The 20,593-nt window shown below is 46.7% G+C and carries 23 protein-coding genes, 2 tRNA genes, 2 rRNA genes and 1 riboswitch; of the genes, 4 read left to right on the top strand and 23 right to left on the bottom strand.

Annotated elements, in window-relative coordinates; all coding sequences use genetic code 11:
* Positions 1-130: 130 nt before the first annotated feature.
* The 6 genes from guaA to B5D20_RS07620 are packed head-to-tail and all read right to left on the bottom strand — an operon-like array spanning position 131 to position 4,422.
* Complete coding sequence (gene guaA / locus B5D20_RS07640) at positions 131-1,666, bottom strand: glutamine-hydrolyzing GMP synthase (protein ID WP_078665643.1); 1,536 nt, start codon at positions 1,664-1,666, stop codon at positions 131-133.
* 20 nt (positions 1,667-1,686) lie between these two features.
* Entirely contained in the window at positions 1,687-2,226 is a 540-nt protein-coding gene (gene hpt, locus B5D20_RS07635) for a hypoxanthine phosphoribosyltransferase (protein WP_078665642.1), read from the bottom strand.
* Between the two features lie 56 nt (positions 2,227-2,282).
* A complete protein-coding gene (locus B5D20_RS07630; protein WP_078665641.1) occupies positions 2,283-2,969 on the bottom strand; it encodes a LolA-like protein in 687 nt (228 codons plus the stop codon).
* Positions 2,970-3,020: 51 nt separating this feature from the next.
* Complete coding sequence (locus B5D20_RS07625) at positions 3,021-3,344, bottom strand: nucleotide pyrophosphohydrolase (RefSeq protein ID WP_078665640.1); 324 nt, start codon at positions 3,342-3,344, stop codon at positions 3,021-3,023.
* On the bottom strand, positions 3,341-3,493 hold the full coding sequence (locus B5D20_RS13870) for a hypothetical protein (RefSeq protein ID WP_159071767.1): 153 nt from the start codon (positions 3,491-3,493) through the stop codon (positions 3,341-3,343). The genes B5D20_RS07625 and B5D20_RS13870 overlap by 4 nt, the downstream gene beginning before the upstream one ends.
* A gap of 56 nt (positions 3,494-3,549) precedes the next feature.
* Positions 3,550-4,422, bottom strand: coding sequence for a L,D-transpeptidase (locus B5D20_RS07620; RefSeq protein ID WP_159071766.1), 873 nt, complete (start codon positions 4,420-4,422; stop codon positions 3,550-3,552).
* 142 nt (positions 4,423-4,564) lie between these two features.
* Here B5D20_RS07620 and B5D20_RS07615 point away from each other — a divergent pair, with 142 nt between their 5' ends.
* Complete coding sequence (locus B5D20_RS07615) at positions 4,565-5,107, top strand: ferritin-like domain-containing protein (protein ID WP_078665638.1); 543 nt, start codon at positions 4,565-4,567, stop codon at positions 5,105-5,107.
* A gap of 98 nt (positions 5,108-5,205) precedes the next feature.
* Here the strand turns inward: B5D20_RS07615 and B5D20_RS07610 are convergent.
* Positions 5,206-5,281 (bottom strand) — tRNA-Thr (locus tag B5D20_RS07610).
* A gap of 69 nt (positions 5,282-5,350) precedes the next feature.
* Between B5D20_RS07610 and B5D20_RS07605 the strand changes: the two genes are divergently transcribed.
* On the top strand, positions 5,351-5,938 hold the full coding sequence (locus B5D20_RS07605) for a TetR/AcrR family transcriptional regulator (protein WP_078665637.1): 588 nt from the start codon (positions 5,351-5,353) through the stop codon (positions 5,936-5,938).
* A gap of 16 nt (positions 5,939-5,954) precedes the next feature.
* Here the strand turns inward: B5D20_RS07605 and B5D20_RS07600 are convergent, their stop codons facing one another.
* The 5 genes from B5D20_RS07600 to B5D20_RS07580 form a co-directional block, all read right to left on the bottom strand.
* Complete coding sequence (locus B5D20_RS07600) at positions 5,955-6,140, bottom strand: hypothetical protein (RefSeq protein WP_078665636.1); 186 nt, start codon at positions 6,138-6,140, stop codon at positions 5,955-5,957.
* 84 nt (positions 6,141-6,224) lie between these two features.
* The gene (locus B5D20_RS07595; RefSeq protein WP_078665635.1) at positions 6,225-7,430 is read right to left on the bottom strand and encodes an HD-GYP domain-containing protein; all 1,206 of its coding nucleotides are present in this window, start codon (positions 7,428-7,430) and stop codon (positions 6,225-6,227) included.
* A gap of 173 nt (positions 7,431-7,603) precedes the next feature.
* Positions 7,604-9,376 carry a peptidoglycan-binding protein gene (locus B5D20_RS07590; protein ID WP_078665634.1) on the bottom strand — a complete coding sequence of 591 codons (1,773 nt, stop codon included), beginning with the start codon at positions 9,374-9,376 and terminating at the stop codon, positions 7,604-7,606.
* Between the two features lie 124 nt (positions 9,377-9,500).
* Positions 9,501-11,804: a DEAD/DEAH box helicase gene (locus B5D20_RS07585; protein ID WP_078665633.1), complete on the bottom strand. Its 2,304-nt coding sequence runs from the start codon at positions 11,802-11,804 to the stop codon at positions 9,501-9,503.
* 15 nt (positions 11,805-11,819) lie between these two features.
* Positions 11,820-12,269, bottom strand: coding sequence for a YkvA family protein (locus tag B5D20_RS07580; protein ID WP_159071765.1), 450 nt, complete (start codon positions 12,267-12,269; stop codon positions 11,820-11,822).
* A gap of 84 nt (positions 12,270-12,353) precedes the next feature.
* Here B5D20_RS07580 and B5D20_RS07575 point away from each other — a divergent pair, with 84 nt between their 5' ends.
* A complete protein-coding gene (locus tag B5D20_RS07575) occupies positions 12,354-13,214 on the top strand; it encodes a radical SAM protein (RefSeq protein ID WP_078665631.1) in 861 nt (286 codons plus the stop codon).
* An 84-nt stretch (positions 13,215-13,298) separates the two neighbouring features.
* Positions 13,299-13,946, top strand: a complete 648-nt coding sequence (locus tag B5D20_RS07570; protein ID WP_078665630.1) for a hypothetical protein — start codon at positions 13,299-13,301, stop codon at positions 13,944-13,946.
* Here the strand turns inward: B5D20_RS07570 and thiC are convergent.
* The 11 genes from thiC to B5D20_RS07515 all read right to left on the bottom strand — a co-directional run.
* Positions 13,940-15,184 (bottom strand): phosphomethylpyrimidine synthase ThiC, encoded by a 1,245-nt coding sequence (thiC, locus tag B5D20_RS07565; RefSeq protein ID WP_078665629.1) that lies wholly within the window; start codon positions 15,182-15,184, stop codon positions 13,940-13,942. The genes B5D20_RS07570 and thiC overlap by 7 nt on opposite strands.
* Position 15,185: 1 nt before the next feature.
* Positions 15,186-15,602 (bottom strand): hypothetical protein, encoded by a 417-nt coding sequence (locus B5D20_RS07560; RefSeq protein ID WP_078665628.1) that lies wholly within the window; start codon positions 15,600-15,602, stop codon positions 15,186-15,188.
* A gap of 60 nt (positions 15,603-15,662) precedes the next feature.
* Positions 15,663-15,764, bottom strand: a riboswitch (TPP riboswitch).
* Positions 15,763-16,137, bottom strand: a complete 375-nt coding sequence (locus B5D20_RS07555; protein WP_078665627.1) for a PilZ domain-containing protein — start codon at positions 16,135-16,137, stop codon at positions 15,763-15,765. Its footprint overlaps the riboswitch before it by 2 nt.
* A 50-nt stretch (positions 16,138-16,187) precedes the next feature.
* Positions 16,188-16,511 (bottom strand): hypothetical protein, encoded by a 324-nt coding sequence (locus B5D20_RS07550; RefSeq protein ID WP_078665626.1) that lies wholly within the window; start codon positions 16,509-16,511, stop codon positions 16,188-16,190.
* Positions 16,512-16,600: 89 nt separating this feature from the next.
* A complete protein-coding gene (gene nrdG / locus B5D20_RS07545) occupies positions 16,601-17,116 on the bottom strand; it encodes an anaerobic ribonucleoside-triphosphate reductase activating protein (RefSeq protein ID WP_078665625.1) in 516 nt (171 codons plus the stop codon).
* Positions 17,116-17,421 (bottom strand): hypothetical protein, encoded by a 306-nt coding sequence (locus B5D20_RS07540; protein ID WP_078665624.1) that lies wholly within the window; start codon positions 17,419-17,421, stop codon positions 17,116-17,118. Before B5D20_RS07540 ends, nrdG begins: the two co-directional genes overlap by 1 nt.
* Positions 17,422-17,450: 29 nt before the next feature.
* Complete coding sequence (gene nrdD / locus B5D20_RS07535) at positions 17,451-19,511, bottom strand: anaerobic ribonucleoside-triphosphate reductase (RefSeq protein WP_078665623.1); 2,061 nt, start codon at positions 19,509-19,511, stop codon at positions 17,451-17,453.
* On the bottom strand, positions 19,508-19,969 hold the full coding sequence (gene nrdR, locus B5D20_RS07530; protein WP_078665622.1) for a transcriptional regulator NrdR: 462 nt from the start codon (positions 19,967-19,969) through the stop codon (positions 19,508-19,510). The genes nrdD and nrdR overlap by 4 nt, the downstream gene beginning before the upstream one ends.
* Before the next feature lie 239 nt (positions 19,970-20,208).
* A 5S ribosomal RNA gene (gene rrf / locus B5D20_RS07525) occupies positions 20,209-20,325 on the bottom strand.
* 1 nt (position 20,326) lies between these two features.
* A tRNA-Asn gene (locus B5D20_RS07520) sits at positions 20,327-20,401 on the bottom strand.
* 51 nt (positions 20,402-20,452) lie between these two features.
* A 23S ribosomal RNA gene (locus B5D20_RS07515) occupies positions 20,453-20,593 on the bottom strand; the annotation flags it as partial.

The raw sequence follows: 20,593 nt of genomic DNA, 5'->3' as shown, positions 1-20,593 counted from the left end.
TATGTACTGCCTCCTTGTCCTCAGTTTCACATACTTTTTACTATTCAACGAGAAAGAAGAAAATCCTTTTTTATCTTACCCTATTTTCGCTAATTAACAAAATACCCTCCGTTAAACGGAGGGATAGCATTTACTCCCACTCAATGGTGCCAGGAGGCTTAGAAGTTATATCATAGACAACCCGGTTCACATGGGGGACCTCATTGACAATCCGGTTGGAGATGCGCTCCAGCAGCTCATAGGGCAAGCGGGCCCAGTCCGCAGTCATACCGTCCTCACTGGTCACTGCTCGCACTACGATAGTGTATGCATAAGTGCGTTCATCCCCCATCACACCCACACTTTTCATGGAAGGCAGTACGGCGAAATACTGCCATACCTGTTTGTTCAAGCCCGCATTAAAGATCTCTTCAGTAACAATCGCATCAGCTTCCCGCAATATATCCAGTTTGTCCCTGGTAACCTCTCCCAAAATGCGTACCGCCAACCCGGGGCCCGGGAAAGGCTGGCGCCAGACGATCTCAGCAGGCAATCCCAGTTCCTCACCCACTGCTCGCACTTCATCCTTGAACAGCCAGCGCAGGGGTTCAATCAGTTCAAACTGCATGTCTTCCGGCAAGCCCCCCACATTGTGGTGGGTTTTGATCGTAGCTGCTGTTTCCGTGCCGCTCTCCACCACATCGGGATAGAGGGTACCCTGCACCAGAAAATCAATCTGCCCCAGTTTTTTGGCCTCATCTTCGAAAACATAAATGAATTCATTGCCAATCAGTTTCCGTTTGCGTTCCGGATCAGTAACCCCGGCCAGTTTTTGCAGGAACCGCTCTTCCGCATCCACATAAACCAGATTTATCTTAAACTTCTCGCTAAAGATTCGCCGTACCTGTTCGGCTTCCCCTTTGCGCAAAAGGCCATGGTTAACAAAAACACAGGTCAGTTGATCCCCTACTGCCTTGTGAACCAGTACTGCTGCTACGGAAGAATCCACTCCCCCCGAGAGGGCACACAGCACCTTGCGGTCTCCTACTCGCTCCCGAATTTCCTTTACTGTTTGTTCAATAAAGGAGCCCATGTTCCAGGTACCATGGCAGCCGCAAACATTGAAGAGGAAATTGCGCAGCATCTCCTGGCCTTTCGGGGTATGCACCACTTCCGGATGGAATTGTACCGCATAGAGCTGGCGCTGGTAATCAGCCATAGCTGCCACCGGAGTATGTTCCGTCTGGGCTGTCACCTCAAAACCAGCCGGAGCAGCAGCTACAAAATCCCCATGGCTCATCCAGCACTGGGTAGGGCTTTCGATCCCGGCAAAAACTTGATCCTCTTTCAGGATGCGCAGCTCGGTTTTGCCATATTCCCGGTTAACAGCCCGGTCCACTTTGCCCCCCAGGGTATAAGCCATCAGCTGCATGCCATAGCAAATACCCAGAATCGGAATTCCCAGCTCAAAGATGGCGGCATCAATCCGCGGTGCTCCTTCTCCGTAGACGCTGGCTGGTCCGCCGGAAAAGACAATCCCTTTCGGATTCATGGCTTTAATGCGTTCCAGGGAAGTGGTATAAGGCAGCATTTCGCAATATACCCTGCACTCCCTGATGCGCCGGGCGATCAGCTGACTGTATTGACCGCCGAAATCCAGGACCAATACCATTTCCTGCTGTTGCATTTCTTTAATGGCCTCCTATCCTATTTCTGATAAGCTTCCGGTTTTAACACGCAAATATAGGGCAGGTTGCGGTATCTTTCTGCAAAATCCAGACCATAGCCCACCACAAATTCATCGGGAATGGTAAAACCGTTAAAATCAGCTTGAATATTCACTTTACGCCGGCTGGGCTTATTCAGCAGAGTTACAATCTTAACACTGGCCGGCCCCCGGGATTTCAGGTTTTCTACGAGATAATTCAAAGTGAGGCCACTGTCAATAATATCCTCAATAATCAGAACGTTTTTCCCCTCAATGCTGCAGTCCAGATCCTTTAAGATTCTAACCACACCGGAAGATTCGGTGGAAGAACCATAACTGGATACTGCCATGAAGTCTATTTCCAGTGGACAGGTGATCTGCCGAATCAAGTCAGACATGAACACAATAGCACCTTTCAGTATCCCCAGAGCCAAAATGGGCTTGTCCCCATAATAGGAAGAAATTTCTGCTCCCAATTCCTTTACTTTTGCCTGAATTTCCTCTTCTGACAATAAAATCCGTTCAGCCTCTGCGATCATGTTCTGTCCTCCCTGCAAGTTTATTTTTCAATTTTAACACGGAAAAAGGAAACCGGTCAAGGTATGACCGGTGGTTTTAGTGGTTGATTAATCTGGTTGTGTCGCCGAAAATCCAGGTTAATAAAGATTTTTACCCCGGGATTTTTCTGATGAGTCCCGGTCAGCATTACTCGATAAAGTTTTCCTTCTTTTTGATCCAGCCATAATGTCCCCTTAAACTGACCAAAAGCCTGGTTCAAATAGGGATTGGTAATGCGTGGAGTAGTAGTGATACGATAGCAATTCACCCCTGCTACCTTTGCTTCCGTAATCTGGTCCGTTGCTTTTAGGCCCTGGCCCCAGTCCAGTAGGCCCCAGGATGAAAGCAAAATCTCAATCAAATCCTGGCTACCCGCCTGCGGTGGCGGCATTTGCTGCCAGCGACCATAGGGGTCCTTCAGATAAATTTTCCCCTTGACCTGATAGTAATCCAGAGGCGTTTTAAGCAGTTGGCCCTGCAAATGCACATCCTGGCCAACCTTTACTCCCTGCAGATCACTTAAATCCTGTTTTTTCCCATCCACCTCCAGCCAGGCGCGATTTTGAAATTCATAGCTCTGCAATTGCACCATCTGCCGGGGCAAGTTTTGCAAAATTTGTTCAGGGGAAAGAGGGCGGGTCAACCACCACCAGCTCGCAGCAGCCAGAACCGCTATAATCGCTAAGCTAAATGTTATGAAAATCCAGTACCGGTTTTTCCCCATAATCCAGCCCCCTTCCCTCACTATCATCTTATGAGGGCCAGGGGGCTAATATTACTCGGATTCAGCTGTTATAGGCGTCCAGCGGTTTTTATCCCGGGTCCGGTACTTTTCCATCATCCGGTCCCAGGCTTCATCCAGATCTATACCCAGAGAATTGGCAAAACAGACAACAATGAATAAGATATCCGCCAGTTCAAGAGCTATGTCTCCTGGCGGCTCCCCCGGTTTTTTGGGTTTCTCGCCAAACTGGTGGTTTACTTCCCGGGCCAGCTCTCCTACTTCTTCTGCCAGTCGCGCTACCAGGGTCAAAGGCTTAAAATAGCCCTCCTTGTACTGGCTGATATAGGCATGGGTCTCTTCCTGCAAGCGCTTCATCCGTCATCCTCCCTGTGACTCTTCTTGTTCATCATTGCCTCACTGCCTCCAGCCAGTGGGCCCCAGCCCAGTTGAAAAAATTCCTCTGCTGCCCCGATTCCCCCCCAGGAAGTCCAGGTTCCCCAGGATTTATGACCATGTCTTTTCATAACTGCACCTCCGGACTTTTTCTGTTATTATGCCCGGAAGTGTTATCAATCAATCTTTAATTATATATATTGCCATATACACCATCAGCTACATTTTCAGTACCATTAGGCTGGGGGAGCTGTATCACTGTTTGGATTTTGATGACTTTGGCTCTGTTCATATATTCCAGCTGGTAGCCCAAAGCGGACAGTACAGGCAGCAAAGGCAGGTATGGCCCATCGGCAAATAACTGAGGCGCAAGACTGCTCCTTGTTTCCCTGCCATTTATTTTAAGCCCCGGTTCGCTTAAAAACAACTCTAAAACCGTCTTTTCCCGGACAAACTGTATATATGTTCCTTTTATTATCATTTTCCCGGGAATAAACCAGGATAATTGTTGTGCCCGCAGATAAGCCTGCCCTTCCAGCCAGCGTATATCCAGCCAGGCAGGGTAAAGTTTGCCATTAACCTGGACTTTCCATTTTTCCTTTTTCATGCCTGCTTTGCCGCTTTTCCTGATTTTTACCGGTGTTCCCCGGGGCACCTTTTCCTGTAACCACTTGGCATCATAGAGATTCAGGCGAATACAGCCATGAGACGCCGGCCGGCCTAGCATTTGTACTGAACGGCTGATCAGGCGTTTCCCGGTTCGGTCGAAAAGGATGGAATGAAAAAGATAATCCCCGTTGAAAGCGGAATAATATTTGGCTGAAACCCCATAATCAGTAACAAACATTGGCCCTTTGCCCTGGATGCGAAAATCCCCCACCGGTGTTGGCGTCCCAGGCGCACCGGTTGAACAAATCATGGCCCGCAGCAAGAGATTGTTATCATAGACCTTGACCATCTGGGTGCTTAAATCCACCTCAACCCTCATGGCAGCCTGAACTGCCGAAGGTAATAATAAACATGCTATAAATAGAACAATAAAATAAATTTCTCTTTTCATTCTCCCCACCCCTTCATAGAAAATAGCATTAAAGTACATCTATATATCTATGAGGGGCAGAATGGAGATAGAATTACTGATTTAACTTTTCACATCTTCACATCATATCTTAAAGCATAGCATAACATAAGGGGTGATATTTATGCCTTTTCTAGCACATGCTCCTAACAAATATGCAGCTGCCGGGCCATATCCAGAAATAAAAGTAGTTTCTTCAAATCCTTACTATGCTGAGCTGTTGATGGATGATTATGCTGGATTTGCCAGCGAATTTACTGCAATAACCCAGTATTTATATCATCACTATATAATAAAAAATAAAAAAATAGCTGAACTTTTAGAGGGTATTGCTATTACTGAAATGCATCATATGGAGTTATTGGCAGAAACTATTGTACTTTTAGGTGGTGAACCAAGAATTCGAGGTGCTTTCAGCACCTGGGGGCACTACTGGAATGGCTGTTATATAAAATACGGTACAAGTGTTTATGATCAATTACAAGCTGATATTGAAGCAGAAAAACAAGCTATAGCTAATTATCGTTATCGTATTATGCAAATTGACGATCCTTATATCCAAAAACTTTTAGAGCGGATAATTCAGGATGAAGAGTTGCACCTGGTACTTTTTCAAGAAGCTTTGAGAGAGCTTCCTTGCTTAAATAGGCAGTCCATAGTAAGATAAAAACAGATAAGTACACTTTGTTCGCTAAAGTTGGGCACCAATTAGGCACCAATAAACAAAAAAGCCTCCGGCCCAAATTCCGGAAGCCTTGATTTCTCTGGAGCCGATGAGGGGACTCGAACCCCTGACCTACGCATTACGAGTGCGCCGCTCTACCGGCTGAGCTACATCGGCTCGCACCAAAAATAATACCTAAATCGCCCTTTATTGTCAAGTATAAGCTATTGGTAAGAGGTGAAATAAATGGTCTCACCCCGACTTCAACAGATATTCAACAAAGCCCTGGAGGTATTTGCCGAAAAAGGATATGCCGGAGCAGTAATGGATGAAATCGCTGCTCGTGCCCAGGTTGCCAAAGGAACTCTGTATTATCATTTTGACAGTAAAGAAGATTTATTTGCAAAGCTGATCAGAAATGGCTTGCAACCTTTGCTTTCCGCCGGCCAGCAAGCCTTGAACCACCCCTCACCCCAGGATATATATAGCCTTATAAAAGTACAGGTGAATTTTTTTGCTCATAATAAATTATTTTGCCAGGTGCTTTTAACTGAGGTCTGGGGAGCTTCAGAGCTGCAATACCAGTTTCGCTCCCAATTGAGTGATTTCATTTCCCTCTGGGCTGAAAGCTTACGCAAAGGCCAGCAGGCTGGCTTTATTCTACCTGAACTCGATTGTGAAACTGCCGCTGCTGCCTGTTTTGGTGCGGTTAGCATTGCCTGTTTACACTGGATCCTGAAACCGAATACACCCTCATTTCCCATCAATCATCTGGAAAATATCTGCCATCAACTAATAATATCCGGTTTAACAAATAATAAAGCAGGTCAGTAACGCCTGCTTTTTGCTTTTATTTTTTTATTAATTTTTCCTGTCCGGTTTTAATCTCTTCCAGTATTTTCTTAACCAAGGGCGAACCGGCAGGCAATCCTTGCTCCCTGGTAATATCCTTACCACAGTAGGGACAAATCCAGGTAAAATGGGGAGATGAACTATAGGAATCACCATAACAGTTCGGACAGATCTTACAATACACAGAACCCACCTCAGCATCCTGTTATACAATAACAGATTATTCGCCATGATTGCGTGAATTCCTGCTCATCTTTCACCTTTTTTTTCAATTATTATTTTTCTTTTCCAGCAGCTCGCAAAAACAACGGACGATTTCAGGATCAAATTGCTGACCCGCACCTTTTTTAAGCTCAGCTACGGCTTCATCCTGGTCAAGGGCTTTACGATAAGCCCGGTCTGAAATCATGGCATCATAGGCATCTACCACTCCGATTATCCGTGCCCCTAAAGGAATATCTTTGCCTGCCAGCCCGTCGGGATAACCCTGGCCATCCCAGCGTTCATGGTGAGACCGAATCATAAGTGCTATCTCTTCAAATTGCTCCAGTCCAGCCAGAGCTTCCTGCCCTATAACCGGATGACGCCGCACTATATCCTTTTCTTCCGGACATAAACAATGGGGTTTATTCAGAATCATGCCGGCAATGCCTATTTTCCCAATATCATGTAAGGAGGCAGCCATTTCAATTTGTTCCACCAGTTCCTGAGGCAAATTCATATATCTGGCCAGTAAACCTGCCCAGCGTCTGACCCGCTGGGAATGACCTCCTGTATACTGGTCCTTTAACTCAATTAATCCAACTAGAATATCAATGGTTGCCAGCATTTCCTCAGTTCTTTGTTGCAGTAGCATTCTTTCCTGGGTTTTGTCAATAATTATTTCCAGTACCTGCTCTACTGCACCATTTTCAATCAAGGGCACTGCTACTTGTTCTACAATCCGCCTTTGTCCTCCACTGAACTCTTCTTTAACCTGACTCTCTACCGCCTTGCTAACAAAAGCACGGGCTACCGCACACCCGGGACAAATGCTATTACGCCCCAGAATCTCAAAACAATGCCGCTCCAGAACTCGTTCTGTCGGCATTCCCACAATATCTATTGCAGCCCGATTTATCCGTTTAAAAGTGTAATCTTTATCTATCAAAGCATAAGCAATGGGAGTACTTTGAAAAATCGTCTCCCAGAGACGGTTTTGTTCTTCAAGATGTTTTTTAATCGCAACCAGCTCTTTATGTTGATTCAACAACTCTTCCTGGCTCAATGTAAGTCGGGCCAGCAAAATGCCAATTAATGGTGGTACCATATCCACCAGTAAAAACCAGGCCCGTCCAAAATGGGTAGCCCAAAAGGCCTGCCAGCTTAAAGTAACCCCTGTACTGAGCATTTCTACCACGGTAGCGAAAAAGGGTATGAGCAGACCGATAATAAAACCATATATGCCATTGATGATATAGCGTTTCTTCCTCATTTAGTGCCCCTCACTTGTTACTAATGTTACAAGCCTTCTATTACAATATTCGGCACATACAATATTCGGCACAAAATCACAAAATCCTTCATTATTTTCGCTACAAGACTGAATTTTTTAGTCAATTTATTATTTAGAAAAACCGGACCAGTCGGCCCGGTTTTTCAGGATATTTATTGCTGTAAATATTGCTGAACCATCTGCCAGTAGGCAGAATCCTCAAAGCCCAGGCGCCAGATACCAGCACCGGCTAAACCATATTGTTTTACCAGCACCAGTCTTTTAGCATTGCTTTCTACGTTTTCAAACCAAACTTCATGTTTTTGTCCCTGTTCATCGGTATAGGTAAACCAGGATTCCAGTGCTGTAGCATCCCAGTTAACTTTAACACCATATTGGGCTGCTCTGGCTACAGCTTGCGGATAGGTTACACTGCGAGCACCGGTTCCAACCCAATCATACCCATAAGTGGCCAGGCCCAGCAGAATTTTGGAAGCCGGTATTTTGCTGACCGCATATTTTACTACTTGTTCTGTCCAGGGATAAGAGGCAATAGGTCCAGCCGGGCCCCCAATCCAGTGTTCATCATAGGTCATGATCTGAACCAGATCAGCCCGCTGCCCAATAGCCGCATAATCATATCCCCCTGACCAGGAACTGGTGGTATCATCCTTGGTTTTCGCCGGGATAGAAACTACAGTTAATAAGCCTTTTGCCCCTAGTTGCTGTTTCAACTCACCCAGAAAAGCGAGGTAGTGTGGGGCATCTGCCGGATATATTCCTTCTACATCCAGGTTAACCCCTAGATAACCGCGATTCTGTACCTCATTCACCAGCTGGCTGATCAAACGCTGTCTTTTAGCGGGATCAGTCAGCACTGCCCGGGCCAGGTTTTTGTCAAAACCCACACGATAATCAAAGTTGTGTAACAAAGCCAGTGGTTTGATCCCCCGGGCCCTGGCCTGCTGCAATGTATAAGCTTCCTGGTCAGCATTACCTTTCAGATTACCATTGTTATCAAAGGTATAGGTAAAGGTAGCTATTGCCCCCAGCCCCTGACTCTGGATCACACTCTGGGCCGAGCGGTTATCGCCTGGATAGTCAATAGCCGTATAGCCCAGAATCCAGGCGCCTTTTTCAGCACCACCCAGCAAATTGGTTAGAGCTTTAGCCTGAGTGCGGATTTTATTTAATTCCTCTTCAACTACTATGCCATCGACTTTTAATCCATTGGCTTTTTCCCAGGCCTGTACTGCCATTACCGTCAACAAACCATAATAACCGGTGGGTTGTACAGTCAGCAATCCCATGGTTTTCAGGGATTGCTGCAATTCCAGCACCAGGTTGGAACGCACCCCTAGCCCCAGTACGGCTGGGCGGGTTGCAGTTACCCCCCGGCTGACAGGATTCTGGCTGGCCATCAGTGCTGTCCAGGCCTGCTGATTAACTACCCCGGTTGCCGCTAACCCCCTGGACTTTTGCCATTTTACCACTGCTGTTCTGGTCAGAGTACCAAAGTAACCGGTAATTGGCCCCTGGTAGAAACCGAGCTGATTCAGTTTCTGTTGCAGCCTTTTCACCTGTTCCCCGCGACTGCCCAACGTCAAATAGATCCGTTGAGCTGTTGCGGTTGTACCGCGAGTTACACTGACATTAAACAGGCGATTCCAGCTAACTGGACCGATTATTCCATCAGCAGGCAGGCCATTAGCCTTTTGCCAGCGCAGGACAGCAGCCCTGGTTTGAGTACCATAGTACCCCGTAATAGGTCCGACAAAATAACCAAGCTGTTTTAATCTGGTTTGTACCTGTTTAACAGCTTCACTTTTACTGCCTACTTTCAGTACAATTACTGTTGCTGATTCTGCCCTTAAGACAGGCATAAAGTTACCTAAAACCAGGGAGAAACTCAATACTAATAAAATCAGTCTTTTAAGATTAGTCATTTTATCCCCTCTCTTTCTCCGCTTTACTCCCCCTATGCTTTTATGGTAACACTGGTCAAGGTGTAACTCAAGGAACAAATCTTACCAAAATTAAAACCGCCGTTTTTAGCCGGCGGTTTTGGTTCTACAATACAAATTCTACCACATCGCGATCTATTAACTTAATACAATGACTGAGTTTATCCGCCAGACTGCGATCTGCTGCTGCTGCCCCCCGGATTTGCCGGAGTAAATCGATGGTACGGCGGAAGATGGAAACAATATCTCCGTCCTGCAGATTACAATAACTGCGCAGATCGGCGAATTCCAGGCCTGCGCTCCACTGGTAAGCCAGGAGGGAAACTTCAGGATGGAATTCTACCGTTACCGTATTCAGGATTTGCTCCTCCGCCCTAATCAAAGGCAACATCAGTCGGTAAATCCGTTCCAGATCATAAACCGGACCCTTTTTGAACCAGTCGTGTTTGCGGCTTTCATAGGCAATGGCCGCCACCAGAGCCACAATCTGCTCCGGTTCAAATTCATGAAAGACTCCATCAAAATACAATTCTGTTACCAGCAACTCCTGAACATAAATCTGGGTAGCAAACTTGCCCCGGGGAGTCAAGGCATTATTTTCATCCACAAAGCCTAATTTTTGCAAAAGCTGGCGCTTCAAACGAAAATCCCGGATGAAATTGGTTTGCTTGCTTAACCTCCCCCACTCTTTATATAATTCCTTCTTTTCCTCATCCAGGCGACGATATCTTTCCTGCTGGGCCTGACAGTGGCCCTGTTGCTCCGCAGTACATAAGCGGGGAACAACCTCCGCCAGCAAGCTTTCGTTCTGGCTGATACGCAGGGACAGTTCCTTGCGTTTGCTTTCATAACGTTTACTCCGCCCCCAGCGGGTACGGAAGAGACGGTTAAGCTCCCGCTTGTCAGCCTTCAGCCTGGACCAGGCAGTATGATACTGCAAGGGACAGGTCAGATTGTAAATATCTTCACAGCGCTCTGCCAGGATTTGTGCCAGCTCCTGCTCCAGTTCTCGAATACGTTTTTGTAAAAAATCAGCTTTTCGGGAGGCCTGGAAATAGGCAAAATTATGTTGCAAAACTTCCTCTATTTCTTCCTCGGTTTGGTGATGACCTATCAAATTCACCACCGAATTATAACCCAGGTTAAAGCAGCTTTGCAGGTTTTCCAGTTTTCTTTCATCTGGTTTTACCATCTTGTCGGGATTAAGCCAGTTTAAATCCACAATGGAAAATACAAAACCTTCAGTATCTATTCCCCGCCGTCCAGCCCGGCCTGCCATCTGGAAATACTCCTGATTGGTCATAACCCGAAAATCTTTGCCATCAAATTTTTCATTGGAATCAAAGCAGACAGTTTTCACCGGCATATTGATACCCACAGCAAAAGTTTCCGTACAGTAAAGGACTTTGATGAGGCGGGCCGTAAGCAAATCCTCAACCACTTCCTTTACTATAGGCAACATGCCGGCATGGTGAAAACCAATGCCTTTTAATAACACCCGACGTACTCGCTCTAAAGCCAGCAGGTTAGCTGTAACCCCCTGTTCTGCTGATTTGTTAGCCAGGTATTGTTCCACTTTAATTCGTTCATCTCTGGTCAGGAAATTGAACTTGCGGGATAGCTCATAGGCATAGTCTTCGCATTTTTTACGGCTGAAAACAAAATACAAGGCAGGCAGATATTCATCCTTTAAGAAACTGACCAAATCCACATGGGTGGTCGCAGGCAATCCTTTTCCTGCCGGAACTCCGCTCTCCGCCATCTCCTCCAGTTTTTGACGCCGGATTTTGATGGCTTTTTTCAGGTTACCAGCCCCCATGGTTTTTTCAAAAACAAAATGCTTTAAGGGAACAGCCCGTTGATGATGTTTAACTACCTTTACTTCTTCACCTTTAATCGAGGCAATCCACTCGGCCAGTTCTTCCGCATTGGGAATGGTTGCCGATAAACCTAAAATCTTAATATGTTTGGGCAAGAAGATAATAGTTTCTTCCCAGACACTGCCCCGGTCCAGGTCACTAATGTAGTGAATTTCATCCAGAATCAGGTAGCGTACCATATCCACAACCGGGTCTCTGGTCAAAATCATATTGCGAAAAATTTCTGTTGTCATTACCAGAATAGGGGCATTGCTGTTAATAACCACATCCCCGGTTATGATTCCCACAGCATCCTTACCAAAATAGTGTTTGAAATCCTTATACTTCTGGTTGGAAAGAGCCTTGATAGGGGCGGTATAAACAACCTGTCGCCCTTCCCGGTAACATTTTTCAATAGTGTAATCCGCAATCAAGGTTTTTCCTACTCCTGTTGGAGCAGAAACCAGTACCGACAGGTTATTGTCCACATAATCCATGGCCTGGCGCTGAAAGTCATCCAGCAATAAGCCGCGATAATATTTCTTATCCAATGCTTCCACTCCTCACTACCGGGAAATTTTGCGCCAATGCTCTCTGATTTTATTCCAGACCTTGTTAGTAACCAGTTTATCGACATTATTCAGGATTTTTTCCACCTGGGCCAGAACCTCTCCTGAACCGCTCCAGTGTTCCACGACAATATCAGGGGCTGCCTGTAATAAACGATTAATTACCAGAGCAGCTAAAATCAAATCATCCCCAAAACCAATAGGCCCTACCAGGATTTCCGGCAAAAAATCCAGTGGCAAGAAATAATAGGCAATTGCTCCCGCTATCCCATATTTAGCTGTAGCCGGAACCCGGGGGTCCCTTAATAAGCGCACCAGTAGAAGGAAGAAATCCGGCGCCAATAAAAGCAGGTCTACCAGTTGCCGGCTGGTTTCTCCCCCTTTTTCCTCCGCCCAGTTAGCTATCTTTAGTCTGATCCGGTCATAAAAATTATCCGCTCTGCGCATCTCTCTCACCGTCCTTATCTTCCTGTTACTATCTGTTACTATATAATAGCAAAAAATATGGTAAAATGAAACTGAGGTGATTTTATGGGTTACGTGGGTGCAATCTTTCGACCTCCCAGTGAAGCAGATAGCCTGATCCTCCAGGTAACAGTAGGCTGTTCTCATAATCGCTGTACTTTTTGTACCATGTACAAGGATAAAAAATTCGCTCTTAAACCTGTAGCTGAAATTAAGGAAGACCTGCTGTCCGCTACTCAATGGCCCTATTTCCGTCGCGTTTTTCTTGCTGATGGCGATGCCCTGGCCGCTCCTACCGATTATCTCCTTAACATCCTGGAGTTAATTCAAACACTCCATCCCCAGGTGAACCGGGTCGGCATCTATGCCAGCCCTAAAAGTATTTTGACCAAATCTGTACAAGAATTGCATTTATTGAAAGAAAAAGGGCTGGGCATTGCTTACCTCGGACTGGAAAGCGGCTCTGACCTGATTTTGAAAAAAATCAATAAGGGTGTAGACAGCCAGGCCATGATTGATGCTGCCGAAAAGGTAAAAGCTGCTGGCCTGCTTCTCTCTGTCACAATCATCAACGGCCTGGGTGGCAAAGGCCTCTGGCAGGAACACGCACAGGCCACTGCCAGGGTCTTAACAGCTATGCAACCCCACTATCTCGGAGCTTTAACCTTGATGCTCGATCCCGCAGCTCCATTATATCAGGAAGTCCTACAGGGTACCTTCCAGCCCATTGATGAACGAACACTCCTGGCTGAACTGGAGCTTCTGCTGTCCCAGGTTGAACTGGAAAACTGTATCTTTCGTTCCAACCATGCTTCCAATCTGTTTGTATTAAAAGGCACTCTCAACCGGGACCGCGACCATTTGCTGGCTCAAATTCGGCAGGCCCCGGAACAAATACAGCGTTTCGGCTGGATTCCCCGCCTCTGATGTCGGAAAGAAGGGAAAAAGAGACATTTTTCTTAGCAGGAATATCCAGGCACGTCAGCGAATTACCTGGCTGGAGGTGTCAGTATGGCCAGGTACCGGCTGATTTTCCTGTTGGCCTTTTTCATAAACCTGCTTTACCCTGCATCCATATTTTCCGCTACTCCAGATTTTCCCGCTAGCAAACAGCTGGTACTAGCGGCTGTAAACTCATGGACCACTGCTCCTCGCCAGGCTCTCGAAATTACCAGCCAGTTTGCCGAATCTGACCTGAATCCAGAGCAATTGCTTCTGGCTTACCCCGCTTCGCCCTGGATTTTACGTCTGCGCTGGCTACAACACGACCGCAGTTTTTATTATTCTTCCCTCTATGAAGACGAAAACCACCGCGGTCTTTACCGCGGTGGTAACTGGTCGGGCTATCCCGCGCCCTATCTTTATCCGGGGCCTTTATCCCAATGGCCTCTGTTACCATGGCCCGGTTCGGAAGGTGAAATTCACTTCCTGGGCACCAAACAATATGCTGATCAGTGGGTTAAAGTCTATGACTTTCAGCCTCCGACGCCGTTTATTTCCCCTCACTGGCAAGGAAACGTCCAGGTAATTTCTTCCCGTTATCTGCTGTTTATTACTCAACAGCCCTTTCCTCGCCTGGTAGCCGGTGAATATTACTGGCGTTTACGCCTGAATAACCAGCCCCTGGTGGTGGCTATGAAAGCCCGCTTCAATTATTGACATTGCTTCATGGCACAAAACTCTCCGCACATAGAGCATTCTGCCCGGTGTCCCGGGTTTTTTCTTTTTCGCATTTCTCTAGCAGTAGCCTGATCCAGGGCCAGATTAAGCTGCTGTTCCCAGTCCAATTCTTTACGGGCCTTGCTCATCGCTTTATCCCAATTCCAGGCTTTTTCAATTCCTTTAGCCAAATCAGCGGCATGAGCCGCAATTCGGGTAGCAATTACCCCCTGCCGTACATCATCGGCATCTGGCAAGCCCAGGTGTTCTGCCGGAGTCACATAACAAAGGAAATCTGCCCCGGCAGCTGCAGCAATCGCTCCGCCGATAGCTGCCGTAATGTGGTCATGCCCGGCACCCACATCAGTAACCAGGGGGCCCAGTACATAGAAGGGTGCACCATGGCAAAGACGCTTCTGTAATTTAATATTGGTTTCAATTTGGTTTAAAGGAACATGACCCGGTCCTTCCACCATGACCTGAACTCCTTTGGCCCAGGCCCTTTTTACCAACCGTCCTAGTTCTAGCAGTTCAGCTATCTGCGGTCCATCGGTGGCATCAGCAACAGCACCCGGTCGCAGCCCGTCACCCAAACTCAGTGTAACATCATATTCCCTTACCAGTTCCAGTAACTCATCAAAATGAGCATAAAGAGGGTTTTCTTCGCCGGTTTCCTGCATCCAGCGAACGATAAAGGACCCACCTCGGCTGACTATACCACATACCCGCGGACTTTCCTGAATTTCCTCCAGCACCCGGCGATTGATGCCACAGTGAACAGTAATAAAATCCACTCCTTGCCGGCAGTGGTCCTCGATTACCTGAAACAGTTTATCTTTGCTGAGTTCCCCATAAAACCCGGCTTCGTAAATTGGCACTGTCCCTACTGGTACCGGACAGCGCTTTAAGATCTCCTGCCGGGCCCGGCGGAGATTGGGCCCCAGACTTAAATCCATAATGGCATCTGCTCCAGCAGCCAGAGCTACTTCCAGTTTCTCCAGCTCCTTTTCCACCTCCGGCCAGTCACCAGAGGTGCCGATATTGGCATTAACCTTGGTAGTCGCCCCATAGCCGATTAACTTGGGCTGGGCTAGATCCCTCTGTTTATTGGCCGGTAAGATCATAACCCCAGCGGCAATCCTTTCCCGCACAATTTCAGGAGCTATTCCCTCTGCTTCTGCCGCCAGTTTCATTTCCGCTGTTATTCTCCCAGCTCTGGCCAACTCCAATTGTGTCATCTCAATTTTCCTCCTTTGCCTTACTTGCTAATAAAAGTTTTTGCCCCAGAATATAGCTTTGATAACGCCATCTTTTTGCCTTAGCGGCCAGTTCCAGGTCGGAAAGCACTTTACTTCCTTCTTCAATCACCCGCAAAGACTCTGCCACACGGGAGGCATTGGCATTGATTAGTGCCTGCCAGGACGCCCTTTCCTGTTCTCGGAGTGTTGTCACTTCTGTTCCCGGATCCCCTTGGACATCCCTAAATCGCCAAATTTCCTCCGGCCGGGCCAGGCCTATTTCCTGTCGCAACTGCTTTAAAGCCTTCGCCAGTTCCTTCTCTTCCAGGATAAACCGAGCCATATCTTCCAGTACCCGCAATCCTTCCACACAGCGGTTGAAATTGGCATCTAGCATACGAAAAAATTTTTCGCGCATTATTATCCTTCCTCTCATAAATAAAAAACACCCGTCCCGAAGAGACAGGTGTAGAGTATACACTCGTTCCACCCACTTCCCTTCGCTGGTATTACCCAGATCAGGTACAAAGGGTTGAAGCCATAGCTTCTCTCAGCCTTTTGGGCACCCCTAGTGGTAACTACAAATATTCGATTAGCTGATATTGACTTTTTACCTGGTGGGCAATGTGTTCCCGCAGGGCTTGCCGTCGTGGCCCATTAAATCCAATAAACTGCACGCCTGTTAACCATCCCTCCTGCCAGGGCCGTGATCTTACAACCCGGCCTTTTAGCTTTAAAGTCCCCAGTTCAGGGATAGTTAATTCCAGAAGCAATATCATATTAACTGGTAAGCGCAGAGCTGAAAAAAAACTGAGACCTTCTTCTGCCAGGTCATAGGTCTGCCCCCGTCCCCGCTTACCACGTAAATGCTCAATGGGATATGTGCCAAACTGGGCCACTTCAAAATACAACGGCAGCTGAGTATGCCAGCGAAAATGCCTGCGCTCAGCCATAGCCCTCCCTCCCAAAAGAGGTACTTTTGTCTAATTATAACATACAATTTCTACTGTTGCCACAATTTCTTTTTTTCCGCTTCAATAAAGGAAAGCATTTTTTCTTTCTCTTCCCGAACCTTTTCCATCAACTGGTCCACAATTTCTTCCACTTTTTCCCCATTATATGCCCGCTGACAGAGCTGGATTGCCTCCTCTTCAGCACAGCCCACAGCCCCTGCCAGTTGCTGAATACGCAAACGGTCAAAAACCACTTCATTATCTTTGATTTGAGCAAAACCGATAATTAATTTTATCAAGTGAATAGCGGTTCCCCGTCGAATGTCCAGCGATGAGCCATTGGGTATATTGTCCACAAACATATTCACTGCCATCTGTCTCCACCTCACCCAGTTTCTTTGCGCCAATATTATATCAGGAAGAATCTTTCTTTGCAAACAAAAGAGAGGCTTTTGCCTCTCTTTTACACCCCAAACTGGTTGTCATCAATAATGCATACGCTGCCACTGGCCAGAGATGCCGGTACATCAATCAGCCTTTGATTGGTAGAACCCCGGAAAGGCAGCCATAATGCTCGCTGTTCCTTTAAATAGGGACCATCCACCAGCACATCTGTTAACTGCAGCAGCTCCCCGATAACTGGATTGCTTTCTGACATTCGCATCAATTGTTCCCAGGTATAGCCAGTAAAAACCCAGAGGTTTTTACCCTTCTCCCTGGCCCAGCGGGCGATAACCAAACAGGCTTCCGGCTGAAAGAAGGGCTCCCCACCTGAAAGAGTTATTCCTGTTGCCAGCTTGTCCCCTTCCAGTTCAGCAAAGACCTGTTCAAAGGTCCAAAGTTCCCCTCCTTCAGGGTCATGGGTATCAGGATTATGACAACCCGGACAGCGGTGGGGACAGCCCTGGGTCCAGATTACTGTTCTCAACCCTGGCCCGTCCACCACACTTTCAGTTGTAATTCCTGCCAGCCTGATCATCAGTTACACCCACATGTAATCCCCAGCGGGGAATGTTTCACCCTTTGGGCAATTTCCTGCAATTTAGCATCATTGCAATTAGATAATTTACAAAAATATCCTGTAACCCGCCGTACCCGTTCAATACTAGAAGGAGCAAAATGGGTTACTACTTTCACCTTTCCCTGAGGAGTCATATATACATCAATACCGGTTATCTCCAGGCCCCTGGCATTAGCTGCATAAAGAGCCTTCTGCCGATAATAGGCAATTTGCTCCGGAGTCAGTTCCGGCAATTTCTCCTGTACACATACAGCACTTTTCATCAATCAACACCCTCCTCTTCACTTTTTATCTAGTTAGTAGTACCCGTAGCGGGCCACTCCAGGTCATATTCTATTTCTTCTTCCATTACATTGACTGAACCACAGTTAGGACACTTATCGTGGTTAATAATCCCTAAGTAACCACAGACCTTACAAAAATCTATGGGAAAGTTAACTGCTCCATAGCCTACATCACAGGCTGCCATGTGCTTAATAATCGCTTCCAGGGCATCGATATTATGTTGCGGAGCAGCCGGTAACTCCAGATAAAGGATATGTCCGGCATTCAGGTACTTGTGATATTTCCCCTCAATCCTGGCTTTATCATACATCGAAATATTATACCACACCGGAATGTGCATACTATTTGTGTAGTACATGCGGTCTGTTACCCCGGGGATAATACCAAATTCCTTTTGGTCCAGTTTGGTAAATCGTCCTGCCAATCCTTCGGCAGGTGTTCCCAGTAAGCTAAAGTTCAACTTGTATTCCCGGGTATACTGGTCACATTTTTCCCGCATAAATTTGACTATTTCCACACCCAGGGCATCGGCCTCTTCTGACTCACCATGGTGTTTACCCAGCAGAGCTACCAGTGTTTCCGCCAAGCCGATAAACCCAATGGAAAGGGTGGCATGCTTAATAGCTTCATAAATTTCGTCATTGGGCCCTAGTTTATCACTATCGAGATAGAGATTCTGTCCCATCAGAAAAGGCATATCCTTGACTTTCAGCCGCCGCTGAATATCAAAACGGAACAACAACTGTTCCTTGACCAAATCCATCATTTCCTCTAGCAGTTCAAAAAACTTTTTGATATCACCCTGGGCCCTCAAGGCCAGTCGCGGTAAGTTAATGGTAGTAAAGGAAGCATTACCACGTCCTTCCGTTATCTCAGGCCCATTCACATTACCAATTACCCGGGTACGGCAACCCATATAGGCTACCTCCCCTTCTTTGCGCCGGGAATATGGCGCGTTAAAACTGCTATCCTGGAATGCATAAGTCGGGAACATTCTCCTGGAGGTCACCCGCAGGGCCAAACGGAATAAGTCATAGTTGGGATCTCCAGGGTCCATGTTTACTCCCTTTTTCAGCTTAAATATTAAATTGGGGAAAATCGGGTTCTCCCCACGTCCCAACCCGGCCTCATAGGCCAGTAGCAGGTTTTTGGTAACCATTCGTCCTTCTGGAGAAGTATCTGTTCCAAAGTTCAAACTGGAGAACGGCACCTGCGCTCCCGCTCGGGAATGCATGGTATTCAAATTAAAAATCAGTGCTTCCATAGCCTGATAGCACTCTTTATCTACCAGTTTTTCCAACTGCTCATCACTGATCTCAACCCCGACTTCCGCAAATATTTTGCGCTGTCTTTCCCGTTCCCTTTGTATAAACGGAGCCAGATCATAATCAAAATAGGCTACCGACTGTCCACCATGCATGTCGTTTTGAGATGACTGGATAATTACTGCTGTTAAATTAGCTGCCGATTTTATGCCCTTAGGACTGCGTATAAACCCATGTCCATTATTAAACCCATTTAGCAACAAACGCCCTAAAGGTATCTGAACACAGGTCAAGGTTTTGGCAAAAAAGTCCAGGTCATGAATGTGAATATCACCATTGATATGGGCCTGGGCATGCTTCTCCGGCATTAAACGGGTTAAATAGTATTTCTTACTGCCCGTAGAGGCTATTTGCAGCATTTTCGCCATCGGGCTATTCTGAACATTAGCATTTTCCTTGCTAGTCTCCACCAGGATTTCGGCTACTGCATCCATTAAATCGGATTGCGATTCCCTGATTCTAGTGCGTTTATTCCGATAAAGTATGTACGCTTTGGCAGTCTGGGCATGTCCATTTTCAATTAAAACCTTTTCCACTGCATCTTGAACATACTCCACAGAAACAGTACCTTCCGGCCCTTCGGGATGGCTCTCCAGGTATTTTACTACTTCAATCGATAGCCTGTCAGCCAATTGCTCATTGTCCCCACCAACTGCCCGAGCAGCTGCCATAATGGCATTTTTAATCTTCTCCCGATTAAAGGGAACCACCCGGCCATCCCGTTTTTTGATATAATGGATCATCCGCTCTCGCCCTCCAAAAAACGTTTAATTTCTTCCATAAACTCATTTACATCACGGAAACGGCGGTAAACTGAAGCAAAGCGGACATATGCTACCTCATCCACTGTTCTCAGCTTTTCCATCACAAGCTCTCCTAAATAAGAGCTAGGTACTTCTTTGTCAAATTGGGTCCGCACCTGACTCTCTACCTCAGTAACTATTTTCTGTAACACTTCCATTGACACTGGTCGTTTTTCCACGGCCTTTACCAGACCGTGCATTAATTTTTCCGGTGAAAAAACTTCCCGGCGCCCATCGTTTTTAATAACCAGTAAAGGTCGCTCTTCTATCCTCTCATAAGTGGTGAATCGTTTACCGCAGTTCTCACATTCCCGTCGCCGCCTAATACTATTGCCTTCATCAGCGGTACGGGATTCCACTACTTTGGTAGCAGTTTCATGACAAAACGGGCATTTCATATGCTTCCCCGTCCTTGCGAAATTGTCAGAATATAGCTCTAGATATAGAGCATATTTCTTGGCTAAACCTATTTTATACTCTATATATGGGGTAAGTCAATAAATGCTTTGGAAAAATATTTTTAACTAGTGTAAGAAAACTAGCTTGTCCTTTATTTTTCTCCTGATTATACTTAAGGAATAATTTTCTTTGGAAAAAAACAACAGACCTTCTTATTTATGAGAAGGCCTGTTGTTGTGTCCGGCAGCGACCTACTCTCCCAGGACCCTGCGGTCCAAGTACCATCGGCGCTGGTGGGCTTAACTGCCGTGTTCGGTATGGGTACGGGTGTTGCCCCACCGCCATTGCCACCGGACTGGCTCCCCGAGCAGGACTCGAACCTGCAACCTACCGGTTAACAGCCGGGCGCTCTACCATTGAGCTATCGGGGAACATTATTCAATTCAAGGGATTGCTCCCTCAAAACCGCACAGAGTTCTTTTGAGGTTAAGACCTCGACCTATTAGTACCGGTCCGCTCAAAGCCTTGCGGCTCTTACACTCCCGGCCTATCTACCTGGTCTTCTTCCAGGGGTCTTACCTGGTTTACCCAGTGGGAAATCTTATCTTGAGGTGGACTTCGCG

Source organism: Carboxydocella sporoproducens DSM 16521, from assembly GCF_900167165.1.
Taxonomy (GTDB): Bacteria; Bacillota.
This window is presented reverse-complemented; position numbering and strand designations above follow the sequence as displayed.

Coding starts and splice junctions, on each gene's coding strand:
- B5D20_RS07605 (WP_078665637.1), top strand. CDS start 5,351: ATGGTCTCACCCCGACTTCAACAGATATTCAACAAAGCCCTGGAGGTA.
- B5D20_RS07550 (WP_078665626.1), bottom strand. CDS start 16,511: ATGGCAGTGAATATGTTTGTGGACAATATACCCAATGGCTCATCGCTG.
- guaA (WP_078665643.1), bottom strand. CDS start 1,666: ATGCAACAGCAGGAAATGGTATTGGTCCTGGATTTCGGCGGTCAATAC.
- nrdD (WP_078665623.1), bottom strand. CDS start 19,511: ATGATCCATTATATCAAAAAACGGGATGGCCGGGTGGTTCCCTTTAAT.
- B5D20_RS07625 (WP_078665640.1), bottom strand. CDS start 3,344: ATGAAGCGCTTGCAGGAAGAGACCCATGCCTATATCAGCCAGTACAAG.
- hpt (WP_078665642.1), bottom strand. CDS start 2,226: ATGATCGCAGAGGCTGAACGGATTTTATTGTCAGAAGAGGAAATTCAG.
- B5D20_RS07615 (WP_078665638.1), top strand. CDS start 4,565: ATGCCTTTTCTAGCACATGCTCCTAACAAATATGCAGCTGCCGGGCCA.
- B5D20_RS07575 (WP_078665631.1), top strand. CDS start 12,354: ATGGGTTACGTGGGTGCAATCTTTCGACCTCCCAGTGAAGCAGATAGC.
- thiC (WP_078665629.1), bottom strand. CDS start 15,184: ATGACACAATTGGAGTTGGCCAGAGCTGGGAGAATAACAGCGGAAATG.
- nrdR (WP_078665622.1), bottom strand. CDS start 19,969: ATGAAATGCCCGTTTTGTCATGAAACTGCTACCAAAGTAGTGGAATCC.
- B5D20_RS07555 (WP_078665627.1), bottom strand. CDS start 16,137: ATGGCTGAGCGCAGGCATTTTCGCTGGCATACTCAGCTGCCGTTGTAT.
- nrdG (WP_078665625.1), bottom strand. CDS start 17,116: ATGATCAGGCTGGCAGGAATTACAACTGAAAGTGTGGTGGACGGGCCA.
- B5D20_RS07570 (WP_078665630.1), top strand. CDS start 13,299: ATGGCCAGGTACCGGCTGATTTTCCTGTTGGCCTTTTTCATAAACCTG.
- B5D20_RS07590 (WP_078665634.1), bottom strand. CDS start 9,376: ATGACTAATCTTAAAAGACTGATTTTATTAGTATTGAGTTTCTCCCTG.
- B5D20_RS07560 (WP_078665628.1), bottom strand. CDS start 15,602: ATGCGCGAAAAATTTTTTCGTATGCTAGATGCCAATTTCAACCGCTGT.
- B5D20_RS07580 (WP_159071765.1), bottom strand. CDS start 12,269: ATGCGCAGAGCGGATAATTTTTATGACCGGATCAGACTAAAGATAGCT.
- B5D20_RS07630 (WP_078665641.1), bottom strand. CDS start 2,969: ATGGGGAAAAACCGGTACTGGATTTTCATAACATTTAGCTTAGCGATT.
- B5D20_RS07595 (WP_078665635.1), bottom strand. CDS start 7,430: ATGAGGAAGAAACGCTATATCATCAATGGCATATATGGTTTTATTATC.
- B5D20_RS07620 (WP_159071766.1), bottom strand. CDS start 4,422: ATGAAAAGAGAAATTTATTTTATTGTTCTATTTATAGCATGTTTATTA.
- B5D20_RS07540 (WP_078665624.1), bottom strand. CDS start 17,421: ATGAAAAGTGCTGTATGTGTACAGGAGAAATTGCCGGAACTGACTCCG.
- B5D20_RS13870 (WP_159071767.1), bottom strand. CDS start 3,493: ATGAAAAGACATGGTCATAAATCCTGGGGAACCTGGACTTCCTGGGGG.